The organism is Oleiharenicola sp. Vm1 (genome assembly GCF_047777955.1).
Taxonomy (GTDB): domain Bacteria; phylum Verrucomicrobiota; class Verrucomicrobiia; order Opitutales; family Opitutaceae; genus Didemnitutus.
Genome location: NZ_CP180537.1, coordinates 3580942 through 3602919 on the forward strand (window position 1 = coordinate 3580942; position 21978 = coordinate 3602919).

The 21978-nt window shown below is 70.8% G+C and carries 27 protein-coding genes; 12 read left to right on the plus strand and 15 right to left on the minus strand.

The window, feature by feature from the left end; all coding sequences use genetic code 11:
* Position 1: 1 nt before the first annotated feature.
* The 13 genes from ACMYLB_RS17220 to flgB all read right to left on the minus strand — a co-directional run bounded on the left by ACMYLB_RS17220 (position 2) and on the right by flgB (position 9076).
* The gene (locus ACMYLB_RS17220) at positions 2–631 is read right to left on the minus strand and encodes a hypothetical protein (RefSeq protein WP_415908182.1); all 630 of its coding nucleotides are present in this window, start codon (positions 629–631) and stop codon (positions 2–4) included.
* Between the two features lie 71 nt (positions 632–702).
* Complete coding sequence (locus tag ACMYLB_RS17225) at positions 703–900, minus strand: hypothetical protein (protein WP_415908183.1); 198 nt, start codon at positions 898–900, stop codon at positions 703–705.
* 248 nt (positions 901–1148) lie between these two features.
* Positions 1149–1784, minus strand: coding sequence for a hypothetical protein (locus ACMYLB_RS17230; protein ID WP_415908184.1), 636 nt, complete (start codon positions 1782–1784; stop codon positions 1149–1151).
* Positions 1785–1845: 61 nt separating this feature from the next.
* Positions 1846–2457 (minus strand): MotE family protein, encoded by a 612-nt coding sequence (locus ACMYLB_RS17235; protein WP_415908185.1) that lies wholly within the window; start codon positions 2455–2457, stop codon positions 1846–1848.
* On the minus strand, positions 2454–2906 hold the full coding sequence (locus tag ACMYLB_RS17240; RefSeq protein ID WP_415908186.1) for a flagellar export protein FliJ: 453 nt from the start codon (positions 2904–2906) through the stop codon (positions 2454–2456). Before ACMYLB_RS17240 ends, ACMYLB_RS17235 begins: the two co-directional genes overlap by 4 nt.
* Complete coding sequence (locus ACMYLB_RS17245; RefSeq protein ID WP_415908187.1) at positions 2903–4225, minus strand: FliI/YscN family ATPase; 1323 nt, start codon at positions 4223–4225, stop codon at positions 2903–2905. The genes ACMYLB_RS17240 and ACMYLB_RS17245 overlap by 4 nt, the downstream gene beginning before the upstream one ends.
* Positions 4222–4800 carry a FliH/SctL family protein gene (locus tag ACMYLB_RS17250; RefSeq protein ID WP_415908188.1) on the minus strand — a complete coding sequence of 193 codons (579 nt, stop codon included), beginning with the start codon at positions 4798–4800 and terminating at the stop codon, positions 4222–4224. Before ACMYLB_RS17250 ends, ACMYLB_RS17245 begins: the two co-directional genes overlap by 4 nt.
* A gap of 20 nt (positions 4801–4820) precedes the next feature.
* Positions 4821–4985 (minus strand): hypothetical protein, encoded by a 165-nt coding sequence (locus ACMYLB_RS17255; RefSeq protein ID WP_415908189.1) that lies wholly within the window; start codon positions 4983–4985, stop codon positions 4821–4823.
* The gene (gene fliG / locus ACMYLB_RS17260) at positions 4982–6001 is read right to left on the minus strand and encodes a flagellar motor switch protein FliG (protein ID WP_415908190.1); all 1020 of its coding nucleotides are present in this window, start codon (positions 5999–6001) and stop codon (positions 4982–4984) included. Before fliG ends, ACMYLB_RS17255 begins: the two co-directional genes overlap by 4 nt.
* A 220-nt stretch (positions 6002–6221) precedes the next feature.
* The gene (fliF, locus tag ACMYLB_RS17265; RefSeq protein WP_415908191.1) at positions 6222–7817 is read right to left on the minus strand and encodes a flagellar basal-body MS-ring/collar protein FliF; all 1596 of its coding nucleotides are present in this window, start codon (positions 7815–7817) and stop codon (positions 6222–6224) included.
* Positions 7818–7903: 86 nt separating this feature from the next.
* On the minus strand, positions 7904–8260 hold the full coding sequence (gene fliE / locus ACMYLB_RS17270) for a flagellar hook-basal body complex protein FliE (protein ID WP_415908192.1): 357 nt from the start codon (positions 8258–8260) through the stop codon (positions 7904–7906).
* Between the two features lie 6 nt (positions 8261–8266).
* A complete protein-coding gene (gene flgC, locus ACMYLB_RS17275; protein WP_415908193.1) occupies positions 8267–8680 on the minus strand; it encodes a flagellar basal body rod protein FlgC in 414 nt (137 codons plus the stop codon).
* Positions 8681–8692: 12 nt separating this feature from the next.
* Positions 8693–9076 carry a flagellar basal body rod protein FlgB gene (gene flgB / locus ACMYLB_RS17280; protein WP_415908194.1) on the minus strand — a complete coding sequence of 128 codons (384 nt, stop codon included), beginning with the start codon at positions 9074–9076 and terminating at the stop codon, positions 8693–8695.
* Between the two features lie 222 nt (positions 9077–9298).
* Here flgB and ACMYLB_RS17285 point away from each other — a divergent pair, with 222 nt between their 5' ends.
* From ACMYLB_RS17285 to rfaD, 11 genes are all read left to right on the plus strand, one after another.
* A complete protein-coding gene (locus ACMYLB_RS17285) occupies positions 9299–10129 on the plus strand; it encodes a CheR family methyltransferase (RefSeq protein ID WP_415908195.1) in 831 nt (276 codons plus the stop codon).
* A gap of 1 nt (position 10130) precedes the next feature.
* On the plus strand, positions 10131–11300 hold the full coding sequence (locus tag ACMYLB_RS17290; protein ID WP_415908197.1) for a protein-glutamate methylesterase/protein-glutamine glutaminase: 1170 nt from the start codon (positions 10131–10133) through the stop codon (positions 11298–11300).
* 4 nt (positions 11301–11304) lie between these two features.
* Positions 11305–12573, plus strand: coding sequence for an HD domain-containing phosphohydrolase (locus ACMYLB_RS17295; protein ID WP_415908198.1), 1269 nt, complete (start codon positions 11305–11307; stop codon positions 12571–12573).
* Positions 12574–12718: 145 nt separating this feature from the next.
* Complete coding sequence (locus ACMYLB_RS17300; protein ID WP_415908199.1) at positions 12719–13444, plus strand: ABC transporter ATP-binding protein; 726 nt, start codon at positions 12719–12721, stop codon at positions 13442–13444.
* Between the two features lie 160 nt (positions 13445–13604).
* The gene (locus ACMYLB_RS17305) at positions 13605–14315 is read left to right on the plus strand and encodes a hypothetical protein (RefSeq protein ID WP_415908200.1); all 711 of its coding nucleotides are present in this window, start codon (positions 13605–13607) and stop codon (positions 14313–14315) included.
* Between the two features lie 131 nt (positions 14316–14446).
* Positions 14447–15970: an FtsX-like permease family protein gene (locus ACMYLB_RS17310; protein ID WP_415911106.1), complete on the plus strand. Its 1524-nt coding sequence runs from the start codon at positions 14447–14449 to the stop codon at positions 15968–15970.
* 398 nt (positions 15971–16368) lie between these two features.
* Positions 16369–17190 (plus strand): efflux RND transporter periplasmic adaptor subunit, encoded by an 822-nt coding sequence (locus tag ACMYLB_RS17315; RefSeq protein WP_415911107.1) that lies wholly within the window; start codon positions 16369–16371, stop codon positions 17188–17190.
* 9 nt (positions 17191–17199) lie between these two features.
* Positions 17200–17742 (plus strand): RidA family protein, encoded by a 543-nt coding sequence (locus ACMYLB_RS17320; RefSeq protein WP_415908201.1) that lies wholly within the window; start codon positions 17200–17202, stop codon positions 17740–17742.
* 78 nt (positions 17743–17820) lie between these two features.
* Positions 17821–18237: a hypothetical protein gene (locus tag ACMYLB_RS17325; protein ID WP_415908202.1), complete on the plus strand. Its 417-nt coding sequence runs from the start codon at positions 17821–17823 to the stop codon at positions 18235–18237.
* Between the two features lie 74 nt (positions 18238–18311).
* Positions 18312–19118 carry a pyrroline-5-carboxylate reductase gene (proC, locus tag ACMYLB_RS17330; protein ID WP_415908203.1) on the plus strand — a complete coding sequence of 269 codons (807 nt, stop codon included), beginning with the start codon at positions 18312–18314 and terminating at the stop codon, positions 19116–19118.
* Between the two features lie 85 nt (positions 19119–19203).
* A complete protein-coding gene (gene rfaD, locus ACMYLB_RS17335; RefSeq protein WP_415908204.1) occupies positions 19204–20205 on the plus strand; it encodes an ADP-glyceromanno-heptose 6-epimerase in 1002 nt (333 codons plus the stop codon).
* Positions 20206–20236: 31 nt separating this feature from the next.
* Here the strand turns inward: rfaD and ACMYLB_RS17340 are convergent, their stop codons facing one another.
* Positions 20237–21022, minus strand: coding sequence for a hypothetical protein (locus tag ACMYLB_RS17340; RefSeq protein ID WP_415908205.1), 786 nt, complete (start codon positions 21020–21022; stop codon positions 20237–20239).
* Positions 21023–21117: 95 nt separating this feature from the next.
* On the opposite strand from ACMYLB_RS17340, the gene ACMYLB_RS17345 reads away from it, so the two are divergent.
* Positions 21118–21354: a hypothetical protein gene (locus ACMYLB_RS17345; protein ID WP_415908206.1), complete on the plus strand. Its 237-nt coding sequence runs from the start codon at positions 21118–21120 to the stop codon at positions 21352–21354.
* Here the strand turns inward: ACMYLB_RS17345 and ACMYLB_RS17350 are convergent.
* On the minus strand, positions 21332–21889 hold the full coding sequence (locus tag ACMYLB_RS17350; RefSeq protein ID WP_415908207.1) for an NUDIX hydrolase: 558 nt from the start codon (positions 21887–21889) through the stop codon (positions 21332–21334). The two genes, ACMYLB_RS17345 and ACMYLB_RS17350, sit on opposite strands and share 23 nt — an antisense overlap.
* Positions 21890–21978 lie beyond the last annotated feature (89 nt).

The window sequence follows — 21978 nt, forward strand, 5'->3', positions numbered from 1 at the left end:
ATCAGGCGACGGCGGACAGGTGGACGGACGTGGGCAGGGCGATCGGGGCGACGTTCGAGGCCGCGCCGCCCTCGCGGGGCTGGAACGGCGTCGAGCGACCGACGCTGCCGAAGAGCTCGGCGGCGGCGCGCGATTGCTGCTGCTGTTGTTGCTGTTGCGCCGCGGACTGGCCGGGCGACTGCTGATGCTGCTGCTGGGCGAAAGCGTTCGCGCCGCCCGGCGACGACGAGGCGGGGGCGACGACCGGCTCGAGGAAGCGGAGCGCGTTCTCGGGTTGGGCGGCGACGGCCTTCCACTCGTTCTGGATCGCGGCGCGCAGCTCCGGGGAATCGGTGCGGAACTCGGTGCGCACGACGCCGGCGCGCAGCTCGACGCGGACCGCGAGGTCCTCGGCGCCGACCTTGAACTTGAGTTGCACGCTCGGCACCGGCTGCAGCTTCGAGGCGGCCTGGGCGTCGACGACGCTGGTCACGGCCTCGACGGCGCGGTGCGCCACGGAGGCGGCGAGCAGCTCGGGCATCGGCTCCGCGGCGGGCGCGGCCGAGGCCGCCGGGGCGGCGGACACCATCGACACGAGCGCGGGCACCGTCGGATGGACGGCCGGAAGCGAGTCGTGCGGGGTGAAGAGCATGGTCGGACGCGTTTCAGCAACGCCGATGCCAGCTTTTCCGCGCGTCGGGCTAAGCTGCTCTTCCTCCGTGCTTAGAAAGTTTTTCCGAACGCGTTTTCCGGCGCCGGATCCGCGGCATTTTTTTCGCCCGAAACAGCGGCAGAATTTTCCGCCTGGGTCGGCTCGGCCGCGGCGACCGGGCGGGCGACGGGGCGAGCGGGAGCCTTCGGCAGCGCCATCGTCACCACCGTGCCGTCCGCCAGCTCGGCGGCGGCGGTGGCTTCGATCACCGGGAGAGCGGCGGCGGTGGCCGGAACCGGCGTCGCCGCGACTGCGGCCGAAGCGGGAACGCTCGCGACCGCAGTCGGCGCCCGCCCGGCGGAGGGCGCGGGCGCGTCGGACGACGGCCGCTCGCGAAGCGGCGCCGGGATTTTCGCCGCCACCGGCGCAACGACTGTCGCCGCCGGTGCGTCGCTGGGCTGCGTCGGCGCCAGCGGGTCGTCGACCGTGATGGCCGGCTGGCCGGGGCGCGTGATGGTCAGCGGCGCGGATGCCGCAAGGGGGCCGTCGCCGTGGCGGCGGCGGGTCGTCCGTCTGTCTCCGGCATCGGTGCGCCGGCCGTGCGATCGGCGGCCGCACCCAGCGCGGGAGCGGACGGTTCCGGGTTCGCGGCGAGCGCGGCCGGGACGAGCAAAGCCACGATGGCCTCGAGAGTCGCGCGGTCGGGCAGGGCCGGATTCGCCTCCGTTGACTCGGCGCGCTCCCCTGCCCCGCGCTCCGGTTCCCGCGCCTCGGCGGCGCGCGGCGCGGTGAGCGCGAGGCCGCGAACGTCGGTCGCCAGGACCGGCGCGGTGTCGGCCGTCTCCGTCGCGGGCAGGTTGGCGGACGGCGGGCGACTGCTTCCGAGGACGCGCGGCGCGGTCGGGACGTCCGACGGCAGCGTGGCCGGGGTCGCGGAGCCGACGAGCCCGGTGGGCGTCGGCGCGGTCGATGCGGACGCGAGCGTGCTGTCGTCCAGCAGCGCCGTGAACTCCGCCGCGAGTGTCGGCGTGGTGCCGCTGGCGGGGGCCAGGAGCGCGGCGAGGCCGTCGGCCAGCGGCGCGGAGCCGGGCCCCGACGGGGCGGCGCCGGGAAAGCTATCGGTCGGGGAAGTGGTCGGGAGGAAAGTCGTCATGCAGGGCTTCCCTCCGTGGAATTCGTGCGCGCCGTCCGTGGCGCACGAGGTGAGAAACAAGTCAGCTCGTCGCCGGCTTGTTCGATTTCATCAGGCGAAGTTTTTCGGAGAGCACGGCGACGCGGCGGGCGAGCGTGCCGTCGACGGCGGCGGTGCGGCTCATCTCCTCGAAGATGGGCGACACGGTGTCGGGCTTCATCAGCGAGAGGATCTTCACCGCGGTGTTGTCGTCGAGTTCCTTGATGATGGCGACGGCGGCGCGGGGCGAGAGGTTCGAGTAGGTGGTGGCGAGGGTCTTGAGGTTCTTCGCCTCGTCGGTGCCGATCTCGATCACGCGCTGGGAGATCTCCTTGCGCATGCGCTCGAGTTCGCCGCGGACCTTGTCGAGCTCCTGCTGCTCGGCGTCGAGGCGCGCGGCGCGGAGGTCGAGCTGCTCGGTCTGCTTGCGCAGGCGTTCCTTCTCGCCCTTCAGCTCGGAGGCGAGGTTGTCGATCTCGATGGTCCAGAAATCCCAGCCCTGCGCCTTCTGCTGCTTCGCGGCGGAGACGCGCGTGGTGAGGGCGTGGGTGACGAGCAGGTCGCCGACGCGCCAGAACCAGCCGAGTCCGGCGGCGAGGCCGAAGACGAGGCCGAGGGTGGCGACGAAGGCGGGGCTTTGGGCGAGCTTGGTCATGTGAGAAGGACGCGGCGGGCCGCGCGGTAGCCGGCGAACTCGTCCATCGCCGCCTGGTCCTCGACCAGCGCGGCCGCGCGGTGGAGGCTGCGGGCCTTTTCCTCGAGCTTGTGGACGACCTTGAGCTGCCGGCTGGCGTCGAGGTATTCGGCGCGGCGCTGCTGCATGGCGTCGCGCGCCTCGATGACCTGGCGCTCGACCTTCAGCTCCTCGTCGCACTCGGCGCGGTAGGAGCGGAACATCGCGGCGGCCTCGGCGGCGAGGAACGTGCCGCCGCGACCGTCGAACAGCGCCTGCGCGAGGCCGGCCACCCGCGCGCGCGTCGCGGCGAGCAGCTCTTCGGCTTGCACGTAGGCATGGACCGAGGCGGCGAACGCCTCGCGGGCGCGCAGCTCCTTGTGCGCGCGGATGACGGCCACGGGCCGGAGAGGGAAACGGAAACGTTTCATGGCACGAGGATCTTCCTGAGCAGTTTGAAGGACTCCGCGCGGGGCGTGTGCTCATGCACGCGTTGGCGGAGGAAATTGCGCAGCGGCTCGTGCAGCGTGATCGCCTGGTCGAGCGCGGCGTTGGCGCCCTTCTGGTAGGCGCCGATGGAGATGAGGTCCTCGTTCTTGCGGTAGAGCGCGAGGTGCTCGCGGGCCTTGGCGGCGAGGTCCACCTCGTCGGGCGTGCAGACGTCGCGCGTCAGACGGCTGACGGACTCGAGCACGTCGACCGCCGGGTAGTGGTTGAAGTGCGCCAGCGAGCGCGAAAGCACGAGGTGGCCGTCGAGGATGCCGCGCACGGCGTCGGCCACGGGCTCGTTCATGTCGTCGCCCTCGACGAGCACGGTGTAGAGCGCGGTGATGGCGCCGGACTCGCCGGCGCCGGAGCGCTCGAGCAGGCGCGGGAGGAGGGCGAAGACGGAGGGCGTGTAGCCGCGGGTCGCCGGCGGCTCGCCGATGGCGAGGCCGATCTCGCGCTGCGCCATGGCGAAGCGCGTCACCGAGTCCATCATCAGCATGACGTTCTTGCCCTGGTCGCGGTAGGCCTCGGCGATGGCGGTGGCGGTGAAGGCGGCGCGGAGGCGCAGCGGCGCGGGCGTGTCGGAGGTGGCGACGACGACGACGGAGCGCTTCAGGCCCTCGGGACCGAGGTCCTTCTCGAGGAACTCGCGGACTTCGCGGCCGCGCTCGCCGACGAGCGCGATGACGACCACGTCGGCCGAGCAGCCGCGGGCGATCATGCCGAGCAGGGTGGACTTGCCGACGCCGGAGCCGGCGAAGATGCCGAGGCGCTGGCCGCGGCCGATGGGCGTGAAGGTGTCGAGCACGCGCACGCCGGTGGTGAGCGGTTCCTTGATCCGCTGGCGGCGCAGCGGGTGCGGGGGCGTGGGGTCGTGCTCCGTGCGGTCGACCGGCAGCAGGCCGAGGTCGTCGAAAGGATGGCCGAGCGCGTCGAGGACGCGGCCGAGCAGCTCCGGGCCGGGGCGCGGCAGCGGCGGGCGGTCCGCGGCGGCGACTTCGCAGCCGACGTGCAGGCCGGAGGTGTCGCCCAGCGGCATGAGCAGCACGCGGTGCTCGCGGAAGCCGACCACCTCGGCGCGGACGGTGAACTCGGTGCGCGGCGAGCGCACGAGGCAGAGTTCGCCGAGGCCGACGTTGGGGCCCTCGGACTCGATGATGAGGCCCGCGACGCCCGTGACCGCGCCGACGCGCTGCACCGCCGGCAGGTGGCGGACCTGCGTGCGGAGCACATCGACGAGCGGAGCGACGGAGACGTTCATGCGCCGGTGAGGGAATGGGTGAGCGCGGCGAGCTTGGTTTCCTGGCGCGCGTCGGTGAGGCCGAAGCGCGAGCGCACGAGGCAATCGCCGGGCTTCAGGGTGGCGTCGACGCGGACGCGCAGGCCGGGATAGCGCGCCATCCAGTCGGGATTGAGCGCGGTGAGCAGCTCGGCGTCGCGCGTCCCGAGCGAGAGCTCGAGCCCCTCGCGCTCGGGGAAAAGCTGCTCGAGCGCCTCGCGGCAGAGCCGCTCGATCGTCTCGACCGGCGGCTCGTAGCCGGCGAGGAGGCGGTGCGCGATGTCGACCGCCAGGCCGGGCAGCGCCTCGCGGAGCTGGGCCACGAGCGCGGGCTCGAGGGAGGAGAGTTTCTTCAGCACGCCGTCGCTCAGCTGCTCCACGTCGACGCGGAACTCGACCATCTGCTGGTCGGCGGCGGCGCGCGCGGAGTCGACGCCCCGGCGGTAGGCCTCCTCGCATTTCGCGGCGACCTCGGCCTCGGTGTAGAGGCGGCCCTGGCCCGGCAGCACGGCGGCGGCGAGGGGGCGGTCGAAGGCGATGAGCTTGGAGTAACCCACGGAGAGGGATGAAGGATGCGTTATGATTGCGGCAGCACGACGCGGCGACGCGGCGCGCCGGCGGCGCGCCGGGGCCGGGCCGGCGGCGCGGGCACGGTGGCCGTGACGGGGCCGAACTCGAAGCTGCGCATGATGGCGCGGAGCGGCTCGGCGGCGGACGGGAGGGTCGGGCGCGGGGCGTTCATGCGACGAGGGCCTGCGACTCGGAATCGAGCGAGATCTGGCCTTCCTCCTCGAGGCGGCGGACGGCCTGGATGATGACGTCCTGGGCGGCCTCGACGTCCTTGAGGCGGACGGGGCCGAGCAGTTCGATCTCCTCCTTGAGCGATTCGGCGGCGCGCTTGGAGAGGCCGGCGTAGATCTTTTCGCGCAGGGCCTCGGAGGCGGACTTCATGGAAATGGCGAGGTTGCCGGAATCCACCTCGCGCAGCACGCGCTGGAGGTCGGCCGCGGCGAGGCGGTTGAGGTCCTCGAAGCTGAAGAGCTTCTTGCGGATGGCGGCGCCGAGGGTGGCGTTGCGCTCCTCGATGCGGGCGAGGAGGTTCTTCGACATCTCCTTGTCCAGCGAGTTGAGCAGGCCGGCGACGGCGCGGACGCCGCCGCTGCGGTGGAAGGCCGGGCGGACCTTCGAGTCGAAGTGCTTGCCGAGCGAGCGCACGATCTTGCTCACGAGGTCGAGCGAGGTGGATTCGATCGTGCCGAGGCGCTCGACCACCTCCTCGCGCAGGTCGGGACTGAGGAGGGCGAAGACCTCGGCGGATTTCGCGGGGTCGAGGTAGGACAGGACGAAGGAGATCGTCTGCGGCTGCTCGTGCTTGATGAGGTTGAAGATCTGGCGGCCCTCCATCTCGGCGATGTCGCTGATGACCTCGACCGAGCTGCCGGCGACGGGGCCGACGCGGCCGATGATCGACTGGGCCTTGTAGTCGCCCTTGGCGATCTCGAGCGTGCGCTGGGCGAAGGGCAGGCCGCCGAGCGCGGAGCCGACGCTCGAGGCGACGATGGCGCTGAACTCCTCCATCGCCTGCTTCTGCGTCGCCTCGGGAATCATCGGGAAGGTCGACATCTCGCGGCAGAGCAGCTCGATCTCGGCATCGTCGAACTGCTTCAGCACCTCGGCGGCGGCCTCGGGGCCGATGCAGATGAGGAAGACGGCGAGCTTCTGCTGGCGGTTGAGCTTGGTGAAGTCGATGTCGGCCATGGAGACGGAAGAGCGAAAGGCTCAGAGCTGGGAGTTGAGAGCTGAGAGTTGAGACTCCGGAACCCGGAGCGCACGGAGTCCGGGCGAGGTCGAACGCAGGATCATGCCGGACTTGGCGCGGACGACGCGAACGCGCGCACGCACTTGCAGGCGCGCGCGATTCGGGCCGGCCGTGAGGGCGGGCGCGGAGGCGGCGGGCGGTGCGGGCTTTTTCATGGCGTCAGTTCTTCGCCGGCGGCGTGGCGACCCAGTCGCGGAGCGCGGTGCCGATGTTGGCGGGTTTCTGCCGGATGAGCTGGTTGAGCATCTCCGGGGTGATGGCCGAGCCGTTCTGGAGCTGGCGGGCCGCGATGTCGGGCGGCAGGGCGAAGACCTCGACCGGGACGGTCTCGGGCTTCTGCTTGGAAAGGAGGCGGAGGAAGACGAGCAGCGCCACGGCGGCGCCGGCGACGGCGGCCCAGCGGGAGGCGACCTCGATCCAGCCCTGCACGCGCGTCTCGCTCTGGATGGCCTCGACGGTCTGCGAGATCGGCTCGCTGGCGAAGGGCATCTCCTGGAGGGCGACGATCGAGTCGAGCTCCTGGCCGGGCGCGGCCTTGAGGCCGAGGGCGTTGACCACGATCTGGCGGAGGGCGTTGAGCTCCTCGGGCGTGCGCTTCTGCGGGGTCGGCTGCGTGCCGGCGGGGGCGCCCGCGGGCGGCGGGACCAGGCGCGGCGCGATCATCACGGAGGCGGTCACGTTCTTGATCGTGCCGGGACTGCGCGTGATGTTGGTCGTGGTGCGGTTGATCTCGTAGGCGGTGGTGCGGTTCTTGCGCGATTGCTCGGTGGTGTTGACCGGCTTGGCGGAGGTGTCGGCGACGGTCTTCTCGGGGACGTTGGCGCTGACGCCGGTGGCGCCGCCGTTGGTGCGCGTCTCGGAGGAGTTGGAGTTGTCCTCGGTGATCGTCTGCGAGCGGACGACCTGGCCGTCCGGGTCGAATTTCTCCTGCGTCTGGGTCGTCGCCTCGGTGTCGATGTCGGCGGAGACGCGGACGACGGCGTTGCCGGGGCCGATGACGGCGCCGAGCATGGTCTCGACCTTCTTGGACAGGTAGTCCTCGACCTGCTGCTTGTAGCGCATCTGGGAGGAGGCGGTGCCGAGGGTCGGGTCCTGCTTCAGCTCCTCGGAGAGCACGCGGCCGCGGTTGTCGACGACGGCGACCTGGTCGGGCGTGAGGCCCTGGACGGCGTTGGCGACGAGGTGGCGGATGGCGTTGACCTGGTCGGTCTCGAGGCGGCCGCCGCCCATGTCGACGAAGACGGAGGCGGTGGAGCGGACGCCCTGCTCGGTGAGGAGGAGGCGGTTTTCCGGCTGCACGATCATGACGCGCGCGGCGCGGACGCCCTGGAGCTGCGTAATGGTGCGGGCGAGTTCGCCCTGGATGGCGCGGAGGTAGTTGGTGCGCTGGACGAAGTCGGAGAGGCCGAACTGGCCCTTGTCGAAGATCTCGAAGCCGACGCCGTCGCCGCTGGGCAGGCCCTTCGAGGCGAGGTCCATGCGGAGCTTGTAGACCTGGTCGGCGGGCACCTGCACGGCGGTGCCGCCGGCGCTGACCTGATAGGGGATGTTGCGCGTCTGGAGCTCGCTGATGATGGCGGTGGCGTCCTTCTCGGCGAGGCGCGCGTAGAGCAGCTGGTAGTCGGGCCGGCGCGACCACATGACGAGCGCGATCATGCCGCCGATGACGCCGATGGTGGCGACGATGAGCGAAACGCGCTGGTTGAGGCCAAGCTGTTGCCAGAGGGCGAGCAGGGAGGCGGCGAAGTTTTTCATGCGGCGTTAGGCGGGAGGGCGGAAAGACGAGACGGGAGGAAGAGTAAGGGAAGGAGAACGCGGGCGGAGGCAGGCACGCGCGGGGCTCAGACCTGCATGCGCATCAGCTCCTGGTAGGACTCGACGAGCTTGTTGCGCACCTCGACCATGAGGGAGAAGGCGACGGAGGCTTCCTGCATGGCGATGACGGACTGGTGGAGCTGGTCGGTCTCGCCGAGGAGCACCTTCTGGGTGAGCTCGTTGGCCTGGGTCTGCTTGGCGTCGACGGTGCTGACGAGGCCGTTGAGCATCTCGCTGAAGCCGTTGGCGCCGGGCGCGGCGGCGCGCATGCCGTCGGGCAGCGTGGCGAGGGCGGCGCTGGCGGCCTGCTTCTCGCGCAACGCGTCGGCGCGCGCCATGGCTTGCGGGACGAGGGAGGAGTAGACGGAACCGACGGGAGACATGGGAGATTACTTGCCGATCTCGAGGGTCTTCATCGCGAGGTTGCGCGAGTTCTTGACCACGGAGAGGTTGGCCTCGTAGGCGCGCGAGGCGGTGATGAGGTCAACCATCTCGTAGGCGAGGTTGACGTTGGGCATCGTGACGAGGCCGTCGGCGCCGGCGTCGGGATGCTGGGGATTGTAGACCTGCTGGCCGGGGGTCTTGTCGTTGGTGATGCCGCCGACGCGGACGGTGGTGAGCGAGGCGCCGCCGGTGCGCTTCACCAGCTCGGTTTCAAAGGAGACGATCTGGCGCTTGTAGGGGCCGCCTTCGGCGGTGCGGGTCGTCTGGGCGTTGGCGATGTTCTGCGCCACGATGTCGAGGCGCATCTTTTGCGCCGCGAGGGCGCCGGAGGTGACGTCGATGCCGGGGATGAGATTCATGCGTCAGCGGGGTCAGACGGCGCGCCCGGTGATGGCGAGCTTCAGCTGCTTGATGTTCCGGGAGACGACGTCGGTCAGGAATTCGTATTCGGCTGCGTTCTTGTTCATGGCGAGGAGCTCGTGCTCGATCTCGACCGTGTTGCCGTCGGGGCGCACCGTGCGCGCGTGGGTGTCCTCGATGAGCTTGGGTTTCAGCTCGCTGGTGCGCTCGACCTCGCCGTTGCGCACGCTGGCCTTGAGCTGCTCCGCGAAGTCGGTGTTGACGTCGAGGCGGCGGTAACCCGGGGTCTCGGCGTTGGCGATGTTGGCGGCGATGGCCTCCTGTCGCAGCGCCGCCGCGTCGAGGAGTTTTCGCGCGATCTGGTAGTTGCCGGACTGGAAGAGGGGGTCGACCATGCCGCTCGCGTAAACACGGCGCATGCCAGTGCGCGCCCCGCCCGCCCAAGCCGCGAGCTCTCAGTGAAATAAAGAAAATCTCCGCGCGCCCGCCGCCCCACCCGCCTCCCGGCGGCCGGGCACCCGGCAGAATTTTCCGCCCGCCCGGGTGAAGAAAAAATATTTTCGCCGCGACCGGCTTCAGCCCCGCGGGATTGCGCCGATGGTTGAGGACAATGCCTCATGAGGGACAGTGAGTTCGAATTCATCCGCACCCTGGTTTACGAGCACAGCCGCATCCAACTCGGCCCCGACAAACGGGAGCTGGTGGCGGCCCGGCTCGGCAAACGCCTGCGTGCAACCAAGACCGACTCCATCGGCCATTACTGCGAGTTGCTGAAAGCCGGCGACGCGGAGGACGAGCTCGCGCACCTGATCGACGCGATCTCGACGAACCACACCTTCTTTTTCCGCGAGAACGCGCACTTCGACTTCCTGCGCCAGCACATCGTCCCGGAGATGCAGGCCCGCCACCGCACCGAGCGCTGGCCGCAATTCTACGTCTGGAGCGCCGCCTGCTCCTCCGGCGAGGAGCCCTACTCCATCGCCATGACCCTCACCGAGGCCCTGCCGCGCACCAGCGGCTGGAACTGGCGCATCGAGGCCACCGACATCTCCCACCGCATCCTCGACAAGGCCCGCAACGGCATCTACCGCGACGACATCGTGGCCAAGCTGCCCGCCGCCACGATCAAGACCTACTTCCAGCGCGGCATCGGCCCGCAGGAGGGCAACTACCGCGTCCGCGCCGAGCTGCGCGCGATGGTTTCCTACCACCACCTCAACCTGCTCGAGGGCGAGCCGCCGTTCCGCGAGCCGTTCCAGGTCATCTTCTGCCGGAACGTCATGATCTACTTCGACCGCCCGACCCAGGAGGAACTGGTCAACAAACTGACTCGCCGCCTCGTGCCCGGCGGGTATCTGCTCGTCGGCCACAGCGAGAGCCTCACCGGCATCAAGCACTCCCTCCAGCTGGTGAAGCCTGCGATCTACCGTCGTCCGCTCCACTCCTGACATGTCGACGTCGAAAAAAATCCGCGTGCTCATCGTCGACGACTCCGCCGTCGTCCGCAAACTCGCCAGCGAGGCCCTCGCCGCCGACCCGGAGATCGAGGTCGTCGGCACCGCCGTCGATCCCTACATGGCGCGCGACAAGCTCAAGGAGCTCTCGCCCGACGTCCTGACGCTCGACCTCGAGATGCCGCGCATGGACGGCCTCACCTTCCTGCGCCTGCTGATGGAGCGCCGGCCGATGCCCGTCGTCGTCATGAGCTCGCTCACGCAGCGCGGCTCCGAATACGCCCTCGAGGCCCTGCGCCTCGGCGCGATCGATTTCCTCGGCAAGCCGAGCGGTTCCTACTCCTTCGGCAACCTCGGCCCGCAGCTCGCCGCCAAGGTCAAGACCGCCGCCCTCGCCCGCGTCCGTCCGCTCGCGCCCTCGACCGACAAGCCGATCGCCCACGCCGCGTCGACTCCGCCGATCCCCGCGCCCGCCGCGCCGGTCCGCTACGTGCCCGGCCTCAAGCCCGCCGTCGCCAAGACCCGCATCGACGCTGCGCGCCTGCGCCAGCTCGATCCGCGCTCCGTCATCCTCCTCGGCGCCTCCACCGGCGGCACCGAGGCGCTGCGCGACGTCCTCACCCAGCTGCCCGGCGATCTCCCCGGCATCGCCATCGTGCAGCACATCCCCGCGACCTTCTCGAAGGCCTTCGCCGATCGCCTCAACGGCCTCTGCCAGCTCGAGGTCCGCGAAGCCGTCGACGGCGACCGCCTCGCCCCCGGCCTCGCCCTGATCGCCCCCGGCAATTTCCACATGATGCTCCAGTGGGCGGGCGACCACTACCGCGTGCGCGTCGCCGACGGCCCGCCCGTCTGGCACCAGCGCCCGGCCGTCGATCTCCTGTTCAAATCCGCCGCGGATTGCGGCGCGGCCCCGCACGCCGTCGCCGGCATCCTCACCGGCATGGGCAAGGACGGCGCCGAGGGCCTGAAGCGCCTGCGCGACAAGGGCGCCACCACCTTCGCCCAGGACGAGGCCTCCTGCGTCGTCTACGGCATGCCCAAGGCCGCGTGGGAATGCGGCGCCGCGCAGATCCAGATCCCGCTCGACCGCATCGCCCCCTACCTCGTCGGCCGCAGCGAGGCGGCCCTGCACCACGTTCCCGCTTCCGCCTTCAGCGGCTGATCCCATGAGCGCGCCTGTCAACCAGTCCCCGTCCATCCTGATCGTCGACGACGAGCCGGTCGTCCTCGGCGCGCTCAAGGAGACGCTCGAGCGCGAGAAATACCAGGTCGTCTCCTGCTCCAGCCCCATCAAGGCCCTCGCCATCCTCGAGGAGCGCGACTTCGCCGTCATCATCTCCGACCAGAAGATGCCCGAGATGCTCGGCCTCGACTTCCTGATCGAGAGCCGCCGCCTCCGCCCGCACGCCTCCCGCATCCTCATCACCGCCGTCCTCTCGCTGCCGACCATCGTCGACGCGATCAACAAGGGCGAAATCTTCCGCTTCGTGGCCAAGCCCTGGCTCCGCGAGGAGCTGCTCGCCACCGTCCGCAACGCCATCCAGCGCCACGACCTCGTCACCCACAACGAGGTGCTCATGGCCCAGACCCAGCAGCTCAACGCCCAGCTGATGGTCGCCAACGGCGAACTGGAGAAGCAGATCGCCGCCCTCGAGCAGAAGCGCCAGCACCTCGACGCCGCCAACCAGGAGCTCGGCTCGCGCTACGAGAATTCCCTCGAGCTCTGCCGCCGCATCCTCACCGCCTACGACCCCACCCTCGGCGGCCAGGCCAAGGCCCTCGTCGAGTTCGCCTCGAAGATGGCCGAGAACGGCCCGTTCAGCGACGCCGAGAAGCACGCCCTCAAGTCCGCCGCCTGGCTCTGCGACCTCGGCCTCATCGGCGTCTCGCGCGAACTGCTCCGCTCCTTCCGCACCAATCCCGCCCAGCTCACCGACCGCGAGCGCGGCACGCTGCACAACCACCCGATCTACAGCCAGACCCTCGCCGCGCTCGTCGACCCGCGCCCCGAGGTCGGCGAAGTCATCCGCGCCCATCACGAGAACTTCGACGGCTCCGGCTTCCCCGACGGCATCGCCGCCAAGCTCATCCCCTGGCCCGCCCGCTGCCTCGCCGTCGCCGTCGGCTTCGTCGAGTCGTCCGCGCCCAAGCAGGCCACGATCGACGCCATCCTCGCGCGCTCCGGCACGAAATACGACCCCGAGGCCGTCCGCCTCTTCCTCAAGGTCACGCAGCTCGTCCATCTCCCGCGCCAGGTCCGCGAAATCCTGCTCGACGAACTCGAGCCCGGCATGGTGCTCGCCACCGGCATCTACAGCCCGCACGGCCTGCTGCTCATCGGCGAGGGCCAGGCCCTCGGCCCGGCCACGATCGCGAAGATCCGCGACCACAACCAGATCGCCCCCATCTCGCAGCGCCTGCTGGTCTACAGCTGAGCCGCGCGCGACGGCCCCGGCGCGCCGCGCGTCCGCGGCGGCGTTTGCCTGCGTCCCATAAGCCCCGCTCACGGGGGCCGAAGGCCCCTGCACACCCCGTCCGCGTCTTTGACTTCACCGCCGGGCGACGCACCATGCAGGACGCATGTCGCCCGTCGCTGCCTCCGCCGAACAAGTCTTCCGCGTGCGCGGACTCACCAAAGTCTACGGCGAGGGCGCCGCGCAGGTCCGCGCGCTCTCGGGCGTCGACCTCGACCTGTCCGCCGGCGAACTCGTCGTCCTCCTCGGCCCTTCCGGCTCCGGTAAGACCACCCTGCTCAACCAGCTCGGCGGCCTCGACATCCCCACCGCCGGCGAGCTGCGCTACCGCGACATCGACCTCACCCACGCCACCGAGGAGCGCCTGACGCTCTACCGCCGCGAGTCGGTCGGCTTCATCTTCCAGTTCTACAACCTCATCCCGAGCCTCACCGCGCGCGAAAACGTCGCCCTCATCACCGAGATCGCCGCCCACCCGCTCGCCCCCGAGACGGCACTCGAGATGGTCGGCCTCGGCGCGCGCATGGACCACTTCCCCGCCCAGCTCTCCGGCGGCGAACAGCAGCGCGTCGCCATCGCCCGCGCCATCGCCAAGCGCCCCGAGGTCCTGCTCTGCGACGAGCCCACCGGCGCGCTCGACGTCAAGACCGGCATCGTCGTCCTCGAAGCCATCGAGCGCGTGAACCGCGAGCTCGGCACGCTCACCGTCATCATCACCCACAACGCCGTCATGGCCGATATGGCCGACCGCGTGATCCACTTCATGGACGGCAAGGTCCTCGACGAGCGCCGCAACCCCACCCGCGCCGAACCTTCCACGCTCCGCTGGTGAAAAACCGATCCATTTGCCCACGGAACACACCGAACACCCAGAAATGCGTCGGAACGAATCGGTCCGTCTCTTCCGTGTGTTACGTGTATTCCGTGGGCACCTCCGCGACCTTCCCCCTCTGTCCTCCGCCCTCCGGCTTCAGTAATCCGTCCTCCGTCTCGTGATCAGCCACCTCGACCGCAAGCTCCTCCGCGACCTGCGCCGCCTCAAGGGCCAGGCCGCCGCGGTCACGGTCGTCATGGCCTGCGGCCTCGCCATGCTCATCATGGCGCGCAGCCTCATCGCCTCGCTCGACGGCACGCGCGCCGAGTATTACCAGACGCACCACTTCGCCGAGGTCTTCGCCTCGCTCAAACGCGCCCCCAACTACCTCGCGGCGCGCATCGCCGCCCTCCCCGGCGTCGCCACGGTGCAGACCGACATCGCCGTCCAGGTCACGCTCGACCTGCCCGCGCTCGACGAGCCGGCGAGCGGCCTCGTGCGCTCGCTGCCCGACCACGACGCTCCCGAGCTGAACCGCCTCTTCCTCCGCCGCGGCCGCTGGCTCACCCCGGGCGCGCGGGGCGAGGTGCTCGTGGGCGAGGCCTTCGCCGACGCCAACCACCTCCAGCCGGGCGACACGCTCGCCATGCTCCTCAACGGCCGCCGCCAGGAGTTCCGCATCGCCGGCATCGTCCTCTCCCCGAATACATCTTCGAATCGCGCCCCGGCGCCGCCCTGCCCGACAACCGCACCTACGGCATCTTCTGGATGCCCTACAAGGAGGTCGCCACCGCCTGGGACCTCTACGGCGCCTTCAACCGCGTCTCGCTCACCCTCGAGCCGGGCGCGCGCGAGAGCGCGGTCATCGCCGGGCTCGACGCCCTGCTGAAACCCTACGGCGGCTACGGCGCCTTCGGCCGCAAGGACCACCCGTCGCACATCCGCGTGACCGACGAGATCCGCGTGCTCTCGATCCTCTCCATCGGCTTCCCCGCCGTCTTCCTCACCGTCGCGGCGTTCATGACCAACTCCGTGCTCACGCGCCTGCTCGCCCTCCAGCGCGAGCAGATCGCCATCCTCAAGGCCTTCGGCTTCACCAACCGCCAGATCGTCGTCCACTACCTGAAGTTCGCCGCCGTCATCGTGGTCGGCGGCACCGGGCTCGGCACCCTCGGCGGCGTCGCGCTGGGCGAGAAACTGGTGCGGATGTATACCCTGTTCTTCCGCTTCCCCGCGCTCGACTTCCGCCTCGACCAGCCGGCCGTGGCCATCGCGCTCTCCGTCGGCCTCGGCGCCGTGATCGCCGGCGTGTTCAGCGCCGTGCGCCGCGCCGCCCGGCTCCCGCCCGCCGAGGCGATGCGGCCCGAGCCGCCGGCCAGCTACCGCCCGTCCCTGCTCGAGCGCACCGGCGCCGGCCGCTGGTTCGGCACCTCGTTCCGCATCGCCGTGCGCAACATCGAGCGGCGACCCGTCCAGGCCTTCTTCACCATCGCCGGCCTCGCGCTGGCGACCGCGCTGCTCATCCTGCCCAACACCTTCAAGGCCGGCATCGCCGACGTGCTCGATTTCCAGTGGGACGTCGTGCAGCGCCAGGACATCAACCTCGGCCTCGCCGAGCCGTCGAGCGGGCGGACGCTGCACGAGTTCGAGCGGCTGCCGGGCGTCATCGACGCCGAGCCCACGCGCTTCGCCTCCGTCCGCATCCACTTCCAGGGCCGCAGCCGCCAGATCGCGCTGCGCAGCCTCGAGGCCGGCGGCCGGCACAACCGCGCCGTCGACACCGCCGGCCGCGAGATCACGCCGCCCGCCGAGGGCCTGATCGTCTCCGCCAAGCTGGCCGAGGTCCTCGGCGCCCGGCCGGGCGACGAGCTCATCGTCGAGGCGCTCGAGGGCAGGCGCCCGGTCCGCGCCGTGCCGCTGGTGGCGCTGGCCGAGGACTTCACCGGCATCGCCGCCTACATGGAGCGCCACGCGCTCAACCGCCTGCTCGGCGAGGGCGACGTCATCACCGGCGCCACGCTCACGATCGACGCCGCGCGCCGCGGCGAGTTCCTCCACGCCCTCAAGGGCATCCCGCGCGTCAGCGCCGTGGCGATCAAGGAGTCGATGCGCCAGGCCTTCCGCGAGACCACGGCGCAGAGCATGGGCCTGATCCAGACCATCTACCTGACCTTCGCCGTCGTGGTCGCGTTCGGCGTCATCTACAACAACGCCCGCATCTCCCTCGCCGAACGCGCGCGCGAGCTCGCCACCCTGCGCGTCATCGGCCTCACCCAGCGCGAGGTCGGCGCGATCCTCGTCATCGAGCTGGCGATCCTCGCCGCCGCCGCGCTGCCGCTCGGCCTGCTCCTCGGCACCGGCCTGGCCACCGGCATCATCCAGTCGGTGAACACCGAGACGGTGCGCCTGCCGCTCGTGTTCACCAGCTACACCTACACCTTCGCGGTCATCATCGTCCTCCTCGCCTCCGCGCTCTCCGCGCTCGTCGTCCTGCGCAAGCTCAAGCATCTCGACCTCATCGGCGCGCTCAAGGCCCCCGAGTAAACCCCGCCGCTCCCCTTGCCTTCCGTCATGACCACTCCCGCCCCCTCCTTTCCGGCCAAGCGCCCCGCGCGCCGCTGGCTGCCCTATGCGATCGGCGCCGCCGTGCTCGCGCTGATCGCGCTCGGCCTCCGGCCGAAGCCCGCCCCGGTCGAGACCGCCCGCGCCGCCTACGGCCCGCTCCGCGCCACCGTGAGCGAGGAGGGCAAGACGCGCATCCGGCAGCGCTACGTCGTCGCCGCGCCGGTCACCGGCCAGCTGCGCCGCATCCCTTCAAGCCGGGCGCCGAGATCGTCGCCCACCAGACCGTCGTCGCCGTCATCGACCCGCTGCCGGCCTCGCCGCTCGACGCCCGCAACCGCGCCCTCGCCGCCGCCCGCCGCGACTCCGCCCGCGCGCTGCTGGAGAAGAGCCGCACGACGCACGAGCTCGCCCGCAGCGAGCTGCGCCGCATCGAGCAGATGTTCGCCGCGAAGACCGTCGCCCCGCAGGACCTCGAGAGCGCGCAGATGCGCGAGACCGCCGCCGCGCGCGACGTCGCCTCCGCCGAGGGCGCCGTCGCCCAGGCCGAGGCCGAGCTGGCCGAGTTCGTCCCCGCCGGTCCGACCTCGACCCGCCCCGTCGAGGTGCGCGCGCCCGTGGGCGGCCGCGTGCTGCACGTCCTCCAGGAAAGCGAGCGCGCCGTCACCTCCGGCACCCCGCTGGTCGAGATCGGCGACCCGTCCGATCTCGAGGTGGTGGTCGAGATGCTTTCCCGCGACGGCGCGGCCATCCCGCCCGGCGCCCCGGTGCGGCTGGAACAGTGGGGCGGCGCCACGCCCCTCGAGGGCCGCGTGCGCCTGGTCGAGCCGGCGGCGTTCACCAAGATCTCCGCCCTCGGCGTCGAGGAGCAGCGCGTGAACGTCGTCGTCGAGCTCACGACCCCGCTCGAGCAGCGCCGCACGCTCGGCGACAACTTCCGCGTCGAGGCGCGCGTGATCGTGTGGGAGGACGCCCATGCCCTGAAGGTGCCGTCATCGGGCCTGTTCCGCCGCGGCGCCGACTGGGCCGCCTTCGTCGTGCGCGACGGCCGCGCGGTGCTCGTGCCGGTGCAGGCCGGCCGCAGCTCCGGCCCGGAGACGCAGGTCCTCGCCGGCCTGAGCGAGGGCGACGAGGTGATCCTCTACCCCGGCGACCGCGTGCAGGCCGGGCAGCGCGTCCAGCCGATGCAGGTCACCCGCTGACCCCTTCCCATGAGACCCACCGTCCTCCTCATCCTCGCCGCCCTGGCGTTCGCCTCGGCTGCGGCCCAGCCCACCCCACCCGCCGCACCAATCGTCCTCCCCACGCCGGGCGGCCGCGTGGTCTCTCCCGACGCCCGGATGCACCAGGCCGGCTATCAAGGCTGGCATTTCGCGCCGGCCCGGGTCGATGGCGACCTTGTCTTCATCTCCGGCATCGTCGCCGGCGCGCGCGAGGGCAGCCCGCTCGACGCCGCGGGGCTCGAAGCGGCCTTCCGCCGGGCGTGGCAAAGCGTGAAGGCCACGCTGGAAGCCGCCGGTGCCGGCACCGACACCATCGTCGACCTCACGACGTTTCATCTTTTCCAATCACCGCACTTCAAGGGCACCAAGGCGGAGCATCTCGCCTTGTTTGCCAAGGTGAAGGACGAGTTCGTGCCCGAGCCTTACCCGGCGTGGACCGCCATCGGCGTATCCGAACTGGTGCCGCCGACCGGCCTCGTCGAAATCAAGGTCGTGGCCCGCCTCCGCGTCGCCCCTGGCGCCGCGAAATAATTCGTCAACCGCGCGGCACGCCGCCCCTACGGCAACAATTGACTGGCGCGCGCGAAGGCGCGGGCCTTTATCGGCCCCATGAATCTCGTCGACGCCCGCGCCCTTCTCGTCGCCGCCCTCGGCCGCATGAACGCCACCTACGGCGAGACCGTGTTCAACGAGTGGGTGCTGGTCTCGCTCCGCGCCGACCGCAACGCCATCCTCGCCTACGAGGGCCCGCGCCCGGAGAAATACAAGCAGCACTTCACCCTCGACCTCGCCTCGATGCTGAGGGAGCTCGCCGGCCAGAAGCTCGGCGTGGGCGACTTTGCCTTCGCCGCCGACGCCGCCGGCACGCACTACGACGCCTGCATCCGCCTCGGCGAGGCCAGCTACCTGTTCTGCAACCACACCACGCGCACGATGACGCAGATCCGCCAGAGCCCGCTCTGGCTCGCCGCGCAGAAGCACTGGGCGGAACTCAGCCAGAAATTCGCCGCCGACCCGCTGGAGTGACGCCGCGCCGGCTTCCCGCCGGCGTGACTCACCCCGCGCTTGCCCGCGTCCGTCCCGTGCGGCATCAACCGCCCGTGGCTCACTCGCTCGCCTTCCTCGGTTCCGGTCGACTCGGCTCGGCCATCATTCGCGGCCTGCTCGCGCGGCAGGTCTGCCCGCCGGCCGCGATCGCCTGCACCAGCAAGTCCGGCGCCACCGCCGCCCGGCTCGCCGCCGAGACCGGCATCGCCTGCGAACCCGACCTCGCGCGCCTGCTCGGCCCGGCCGACATCGTCGTCGTCGCCTTCAAGCCCCAGTCGCTCGCCGCCGCCGACCCGCGCCTCGCCGAGCTCACCGCCGGCAAGCTCGTGATCTCGCTCCTCGCCGGCAAGCGCCTCGCCCGCCTCGCCCAGGTCTTCCCGCGCGCCCGCAACCTCGTCCGCACCATGCCCAACACGCCGGCGGCGATCGGCGCCGGTATCACCGCCTACTGCGCGGCGACGCCGCTCGCCGCCGCCGACCGCGCCGCGGTCGAGCGCCTGCTCGGCGCGCTCGGCGCGTTTCTCGAGCTGGAGGAAAGGCATTTCGACGCCGTGACCGCCGTCGGCGGCAGCGGCCCGGGCTTCGTCTTCGAGTTTCTCGGCGCGCTTCGCGACGGCGGCGTCGCCGCCGGCCTGCCGCCCGAGGTGGCCCAGCGCCTCGCCGTGCAGACCGCCCTCGGCTCGCTCCAGCTCCTCGCCCACACCGGCGCGACGCCCGAGGCGCTCCGCGACCAGGTCGTCTCGCCCAACGGCACGACCCACGCCGGCCTGCAGGTGCTGGCGCAGGCGAGGTTCCGCGACCTCGTGCGCGACACGATCCTCGCCGCCGCCCGCCGCGCCGACGAGCTGTCGCGCGACTGAGACCGGCCGGCGCGCGCGGCGGATTTTCCGTCTGGCCTCCGCCGGCCCTCAACTCTCAGCTCTCAGCTCGCAACTTTTCCGTCCCATGTCCTCTCCGCTCTCAGGTCGCATCCTCGTCACCGGCGGCGCCGGTTTCATCGGCAGCGCGCTCGTCTGGGCGCTGAACCAGCGCGGTCTCACCGACATCGTCGTGACCGACGTGCTCGGCACGGACGAGAAGTGGAAGAACCTCGTGCCGCTCCAGTTCGCCGACTACGTCGAGGCCGGCGATTTCCGCGCGCGGCTCGCCGCCGACGCCCGGGCCTTCGGGCGCTTCACCGCCGTCTTCCACCTCGGCGCCAACTCCGCCACCACCGAGCGCAACGCCTCGCACCTGATCGACAACAATTTCAACTACACCAAGGAGCTCGCCGCCTGGGCCCTGGCGCACGACGCGCGCTTCATCTACGCCTCCTCCGCCGCCACCTACGGCGACGGCGCGCGCGGCATGGACGACCGGACCGAGGACCTCGCCGCTTTCCGCCCGCTGAACATGTATGGCTACTCGAAGCACCTCTTCGACCTGCATGCGCAGCGCCAGGGCTGGCTGAAGCGCATCGTGGGCGTGAAGTATTTCAACGTCTACGGGCCGAACGAGGACCACAAGGGCGACATGCGCTCCCTCGTGAACAAGGCCTTCGCCCAGATCACCGCCACCGGCCAGCTGAAGCTCTTCAAGAGCGAGCACCCGGACTACAAGGACGGCGAGCAGAAGCGCGACTTCCTCTACGTGAAGGACGCCGTCGAGATGACGCTCCACTTCGCCGAGAAGAACCCGACTGCCGCCGGCCTCTACAACCTGGGCTCCGGCGAGGCCAACACCTGGCTCGCGCTCGCCGACGCCATTTTCTCCGCCATGGGCCGCACCCGGAACATCGAGTTCATCGACCTGCCGGAGAACCTCCGCGGCAAATACCAGTATTTCACCCAGGCCGACACGGCCAAGCTTCGCGCCACCGGCTACACCCGCCCGATGACGCCGCTGCGCGAGGCGGTGCGCGATTACGTGCAGAACTACCTCACGCCGGGCCGCAAGCTCGGCGAGTGACGCGGCTCCGCCGCCGCCGGGCCGCGCGCGCTCAGCGCCGCGCCGCCGGCACCGCGGGCGTCGCCGCCCCGCTCTTGAACTCCACCGGCAGCAGCGGCCAGTCCGCCGGCACCTGGAAGCGCTCCGCCGTCACCTTCTCCGAGTTGCCCTCCATCGCGGACAGCAGCATCAGGTAGAGCGTCTTGTCGCCGACCTTCGTCTCGATGCGGTGCGGCTGGAGCGTGCCGGCCACGTCGCGGAAATCGCTGAAGAAGGTGTCCACCGTCGCCCGCCGCTCGCCCACCATGCGGAACACGCTGCGCTTCACCATCTCGGCGGTTTCCACGTCCAGCCAGACGAAGAACACCTCGCCGTCTGCGCCCATCACGAGCAGCTTGCGGGCGGGGCGGCCACCGATCGGATCCTCGCCGGCGTAATCGACCGAGTAGCCCTTCACTCCGAAGTCGACCAGCGGGCCGTCAAAGTCGGCGTTGGCGATGAAATCCTTGCGCTCGCCCGCCGTCATGCGCATCGGCCGGCCGCCCTCGACCTCGCTGTGGTAGATCACCGGCTCGTGCCGGCCGTCGTAGACCTGCGTGACCCGGCGGGCGCCGAAGGAGCTCTCGACGCGCAGGCGGTTCGGGCGCTCGGCCCACATCCGGACGTCGATGACCTCGCCGCCGATCAGCGTCCGCCCCTCGGCGTAGAGCGAGCGCAGCTCGCGGTATTTGCCGCCGGCGCGCTGCGCGTGCTGCCGCGCGATCTCGTGGCCGACGTCGTCGGCGCGCGCGAGCAGCGCGACGGTGAGCAGGAGCAGGGCAAGGCCACGGCAAAGCATGCGCGCATGGTGCGGGTCCCCGGCGGCGCGTCCATCCCGTTCCGCCGGACAAGCCGCGGCTTGCCGTCGGGCCCGCGGCGCCCACACTGCCGCGCATGGAATTCGGCTGGTGGGAAAAAGACGACGAGGGCATCAAATGGAACATCACCGTGCGCTTTCACGGCGGCAACGTGACGTTCAGCAAGAAAACCGGCCACCACAACCCGTGGATCGACTTCGACGGCAACGACGACCAGTGGGACCGCCTGCTCAAGGAAGCCGAAAAGCGCCTGCCGCGCCGCCTGATGAGCCAAAAGGAATTCAACCGGCTCAAGGCCTGTCGCCCGCAGTAGGCGGGCGGCGGCTCGCTCCGAGCAACGCCCGCACCCGCGGCCACAGGAACACGAACGACGTCGCGAACTCCGCCGGCCGCTCCGCCACCCAGCGGTCGATCTCGCCCGGCGCGAACCACGCGCCGCGCCGGATCTCGTCCGGATTGAGCCGGAACGGCCCCTCGGCCGCCACGCGATACACCCAGACGAACTCCGCGCCCGTCTCGGGCCGGGCCTCGACCTTGAACAGGCGCACCGGCGGCGCGGCCGGCGCCGGGTTCCAGCCGAGCTCCTCCTCGAGTTCGCGGAGCACGGTGGGGTCGTAGTCGTCACCCGCCGCGACGTGGCCGGCGCAGGACGAGTTCCAGCGTCCGGGAAAGGTGTCCTTGGTCAGCGAGCGCTGGTGCAGAAAGACCGCGCCGGCCGCGTTGACGGCGAAGATGTGCACCGCCCGGTGCCGCAGCCCGCGCGCGTGCACCTCGCCGCGCGGCGCGCGGCCGGTCACGCGGTCGTGTTCGTCGACGACGTCGAAGAGTTCGCTCAGGTCCTGGCCCACGCGCCCGACCTTGGGGCCGGGAACGGGGACCGCGCAAAGGAAAACGGCGTCCGCCGAAGCGGACGCCGTCGTGGCCTGGGAAAGGCGGG

What these genes read in the sequence shown, in the direction of transcription:
- ACMYLB_RS17220 (WP_415908182.1), bottom strand. Translation starts at nt 631, where the DNA reads ATGCTCTTCACCCCGCACGACTCGCTTCCGGCCGTCCATCCGACGGTG.
- ACMYLB_RS17230 (WP_415908184.1), bottom strand. Translation starts at nt 1,784, where the DNA reads ATGACGACTTTCCTCCCGACCACTTCCCCGACCGATAGCTTTCCCGGC.
- ACMYLB_RS17235 (WP_415908185.1), bottom strand. Translation starts at nt 2,457, where the DNA reads ATGACCAAGCTCGCCCAAAGCCCCGCCTTCGTCGCCACCCTCGGCCTC.
- ACMYLB_RS17240 (WP_415908186.1), bottom strand. Translation starts at nt 2,906, where the DNA reads ATGAAACGTTTCCGTTTCCCTCTCCGGCCCGTGGCCGTCATCCGCGCG.
- ACMYLB_RS17245 (WP_415908187.1), bottom strand. Translation starts at nt 4,225, where the DNA reads ATGAACGTCTCCGTCGCTCCGCTCGTCGATGTGCTCCGCACGCAGGTC.
- ACMYLB_RS17255 (WP_415908189.1), bottom strand. Translation starts at nt 4,985, where the DNA reads ATGAACGCCCCGCGCCCGACCCTCCCGTCCGCCGCCGAGCCGCTCCGC.
- fliG (WP_415908190.1), bottom strand. Translation starts at nt 6,001, where the DNA reads ATGGCCGACATCGACTTCACCAAGCTCAACCGCCAGCAGAAGCTCGCC.
- fliF (WP_415908191.1), bottom strand. Translation starts at nt 7,817, where the DNA reads ATGAAAAACTTCGCCGCCTCCCTGCTCGCCCTCTGGCAACAGCTTGGC.
- fliE (WP_415908192.1), bottom strand. Translation starts at nt 8,260, where the DNA reads ATGTCTCCCGTCGGTTCCGTCTACTCCTCCCTCGTCCCGCAAGCCATG.
- flgC (WP_415908193.1), bottom strand. Translation starts at nt 8,680, where the DNA reads ATGAATCTCATCCCCGGCATCGACGTCACCTCCGGCGCCCTCGCGGCG.
- flgB (WP_415908194.1), bottom strand. Translation starts at nt 9,076, where the DNA reads ATGGTCGACCCCCTCTTCCAGTCCGGCAACTACCAGATCGCGCGAAAA.
- ACMYLB_RS17285 (WP_415908195.1), top strand. Translation starts at nt 9,299, where the DNA reads ATGAGGGACAGTGAGTTCGAATTCATCCGCACCCTGGTTTACGAGCAC.
- ACMYLB_RS17290 (WP_415908197.1), top strand. Translation starts at nt 10,131, where the DNA reads ATGTCGACGTCGAAAAAAATCCGCGTGCTCATCGTCGACGACTCCGCC.
- ACMYLB_RS17295 (WP_415908198.1), top strand. Translation starts at nt 11,305, where the DNA reads ATGAGCGCGCCTGTCAACCAGTCCCCGTCCATCCTGATCGTCGACGAC.
- ACMYLB_RS17300 (WP_415908199.1), top strand. Translation starts at nt 12,719, where the DNA reads ATGTCGCCCGTCGCTGCCTCCGCCGAACAAGTCTTCCGCGTGCGCGGA.
- ACMYLB_RS17310 (WP_415911106.1), top strand. Translation starts at nt 14,447, where the DNA reads ATGACCAACTCCGTGCTCACGCGCCTGCTCGCCCTCCAGCGCGAGCAG.
- ACMYLB_RS17320 (WP_415908201.1), top strand. Translation starts at nt 17,200, where the DNA reads ATGAGACCCACCGTCCTCCTCATCCTCGCCGCCCTGGCGTTCGCCTCG.
- ACMYLB_RS17325 (WP_415908202.1), top strand. Translation starts at nt 17,821, where the DNA reads ATGAATCTCGTCGACGCCCGCGCCCTTCTCGTCGCCGCCCTCGGCCGC.
- rfaD (WP_415908204.1), top strand. Translation starts at nt 19,204, where the DNA reads ATGTCCTCTCCGCTCTCAGGTCGCATCCTCGTCACCGGCGGCGCCGGT.
- ACMYLB_RS17340 (WP_415908205.1), bottom strand. Translation starts at nt 21,022, where the DNA reads ATGCTTTGCCGTGGCCTTGCCCTGCTCCTGCTCACCGTCGCGCTGCTC.
- ACMYLB_RS17345 (WP_415908206.1), top strand. Translation starts at nt 21,118, where the DNA reads ATGGAATTCGGCTGGTGGGAAAAAGACGACGAGGGCATCAAATGGAAC.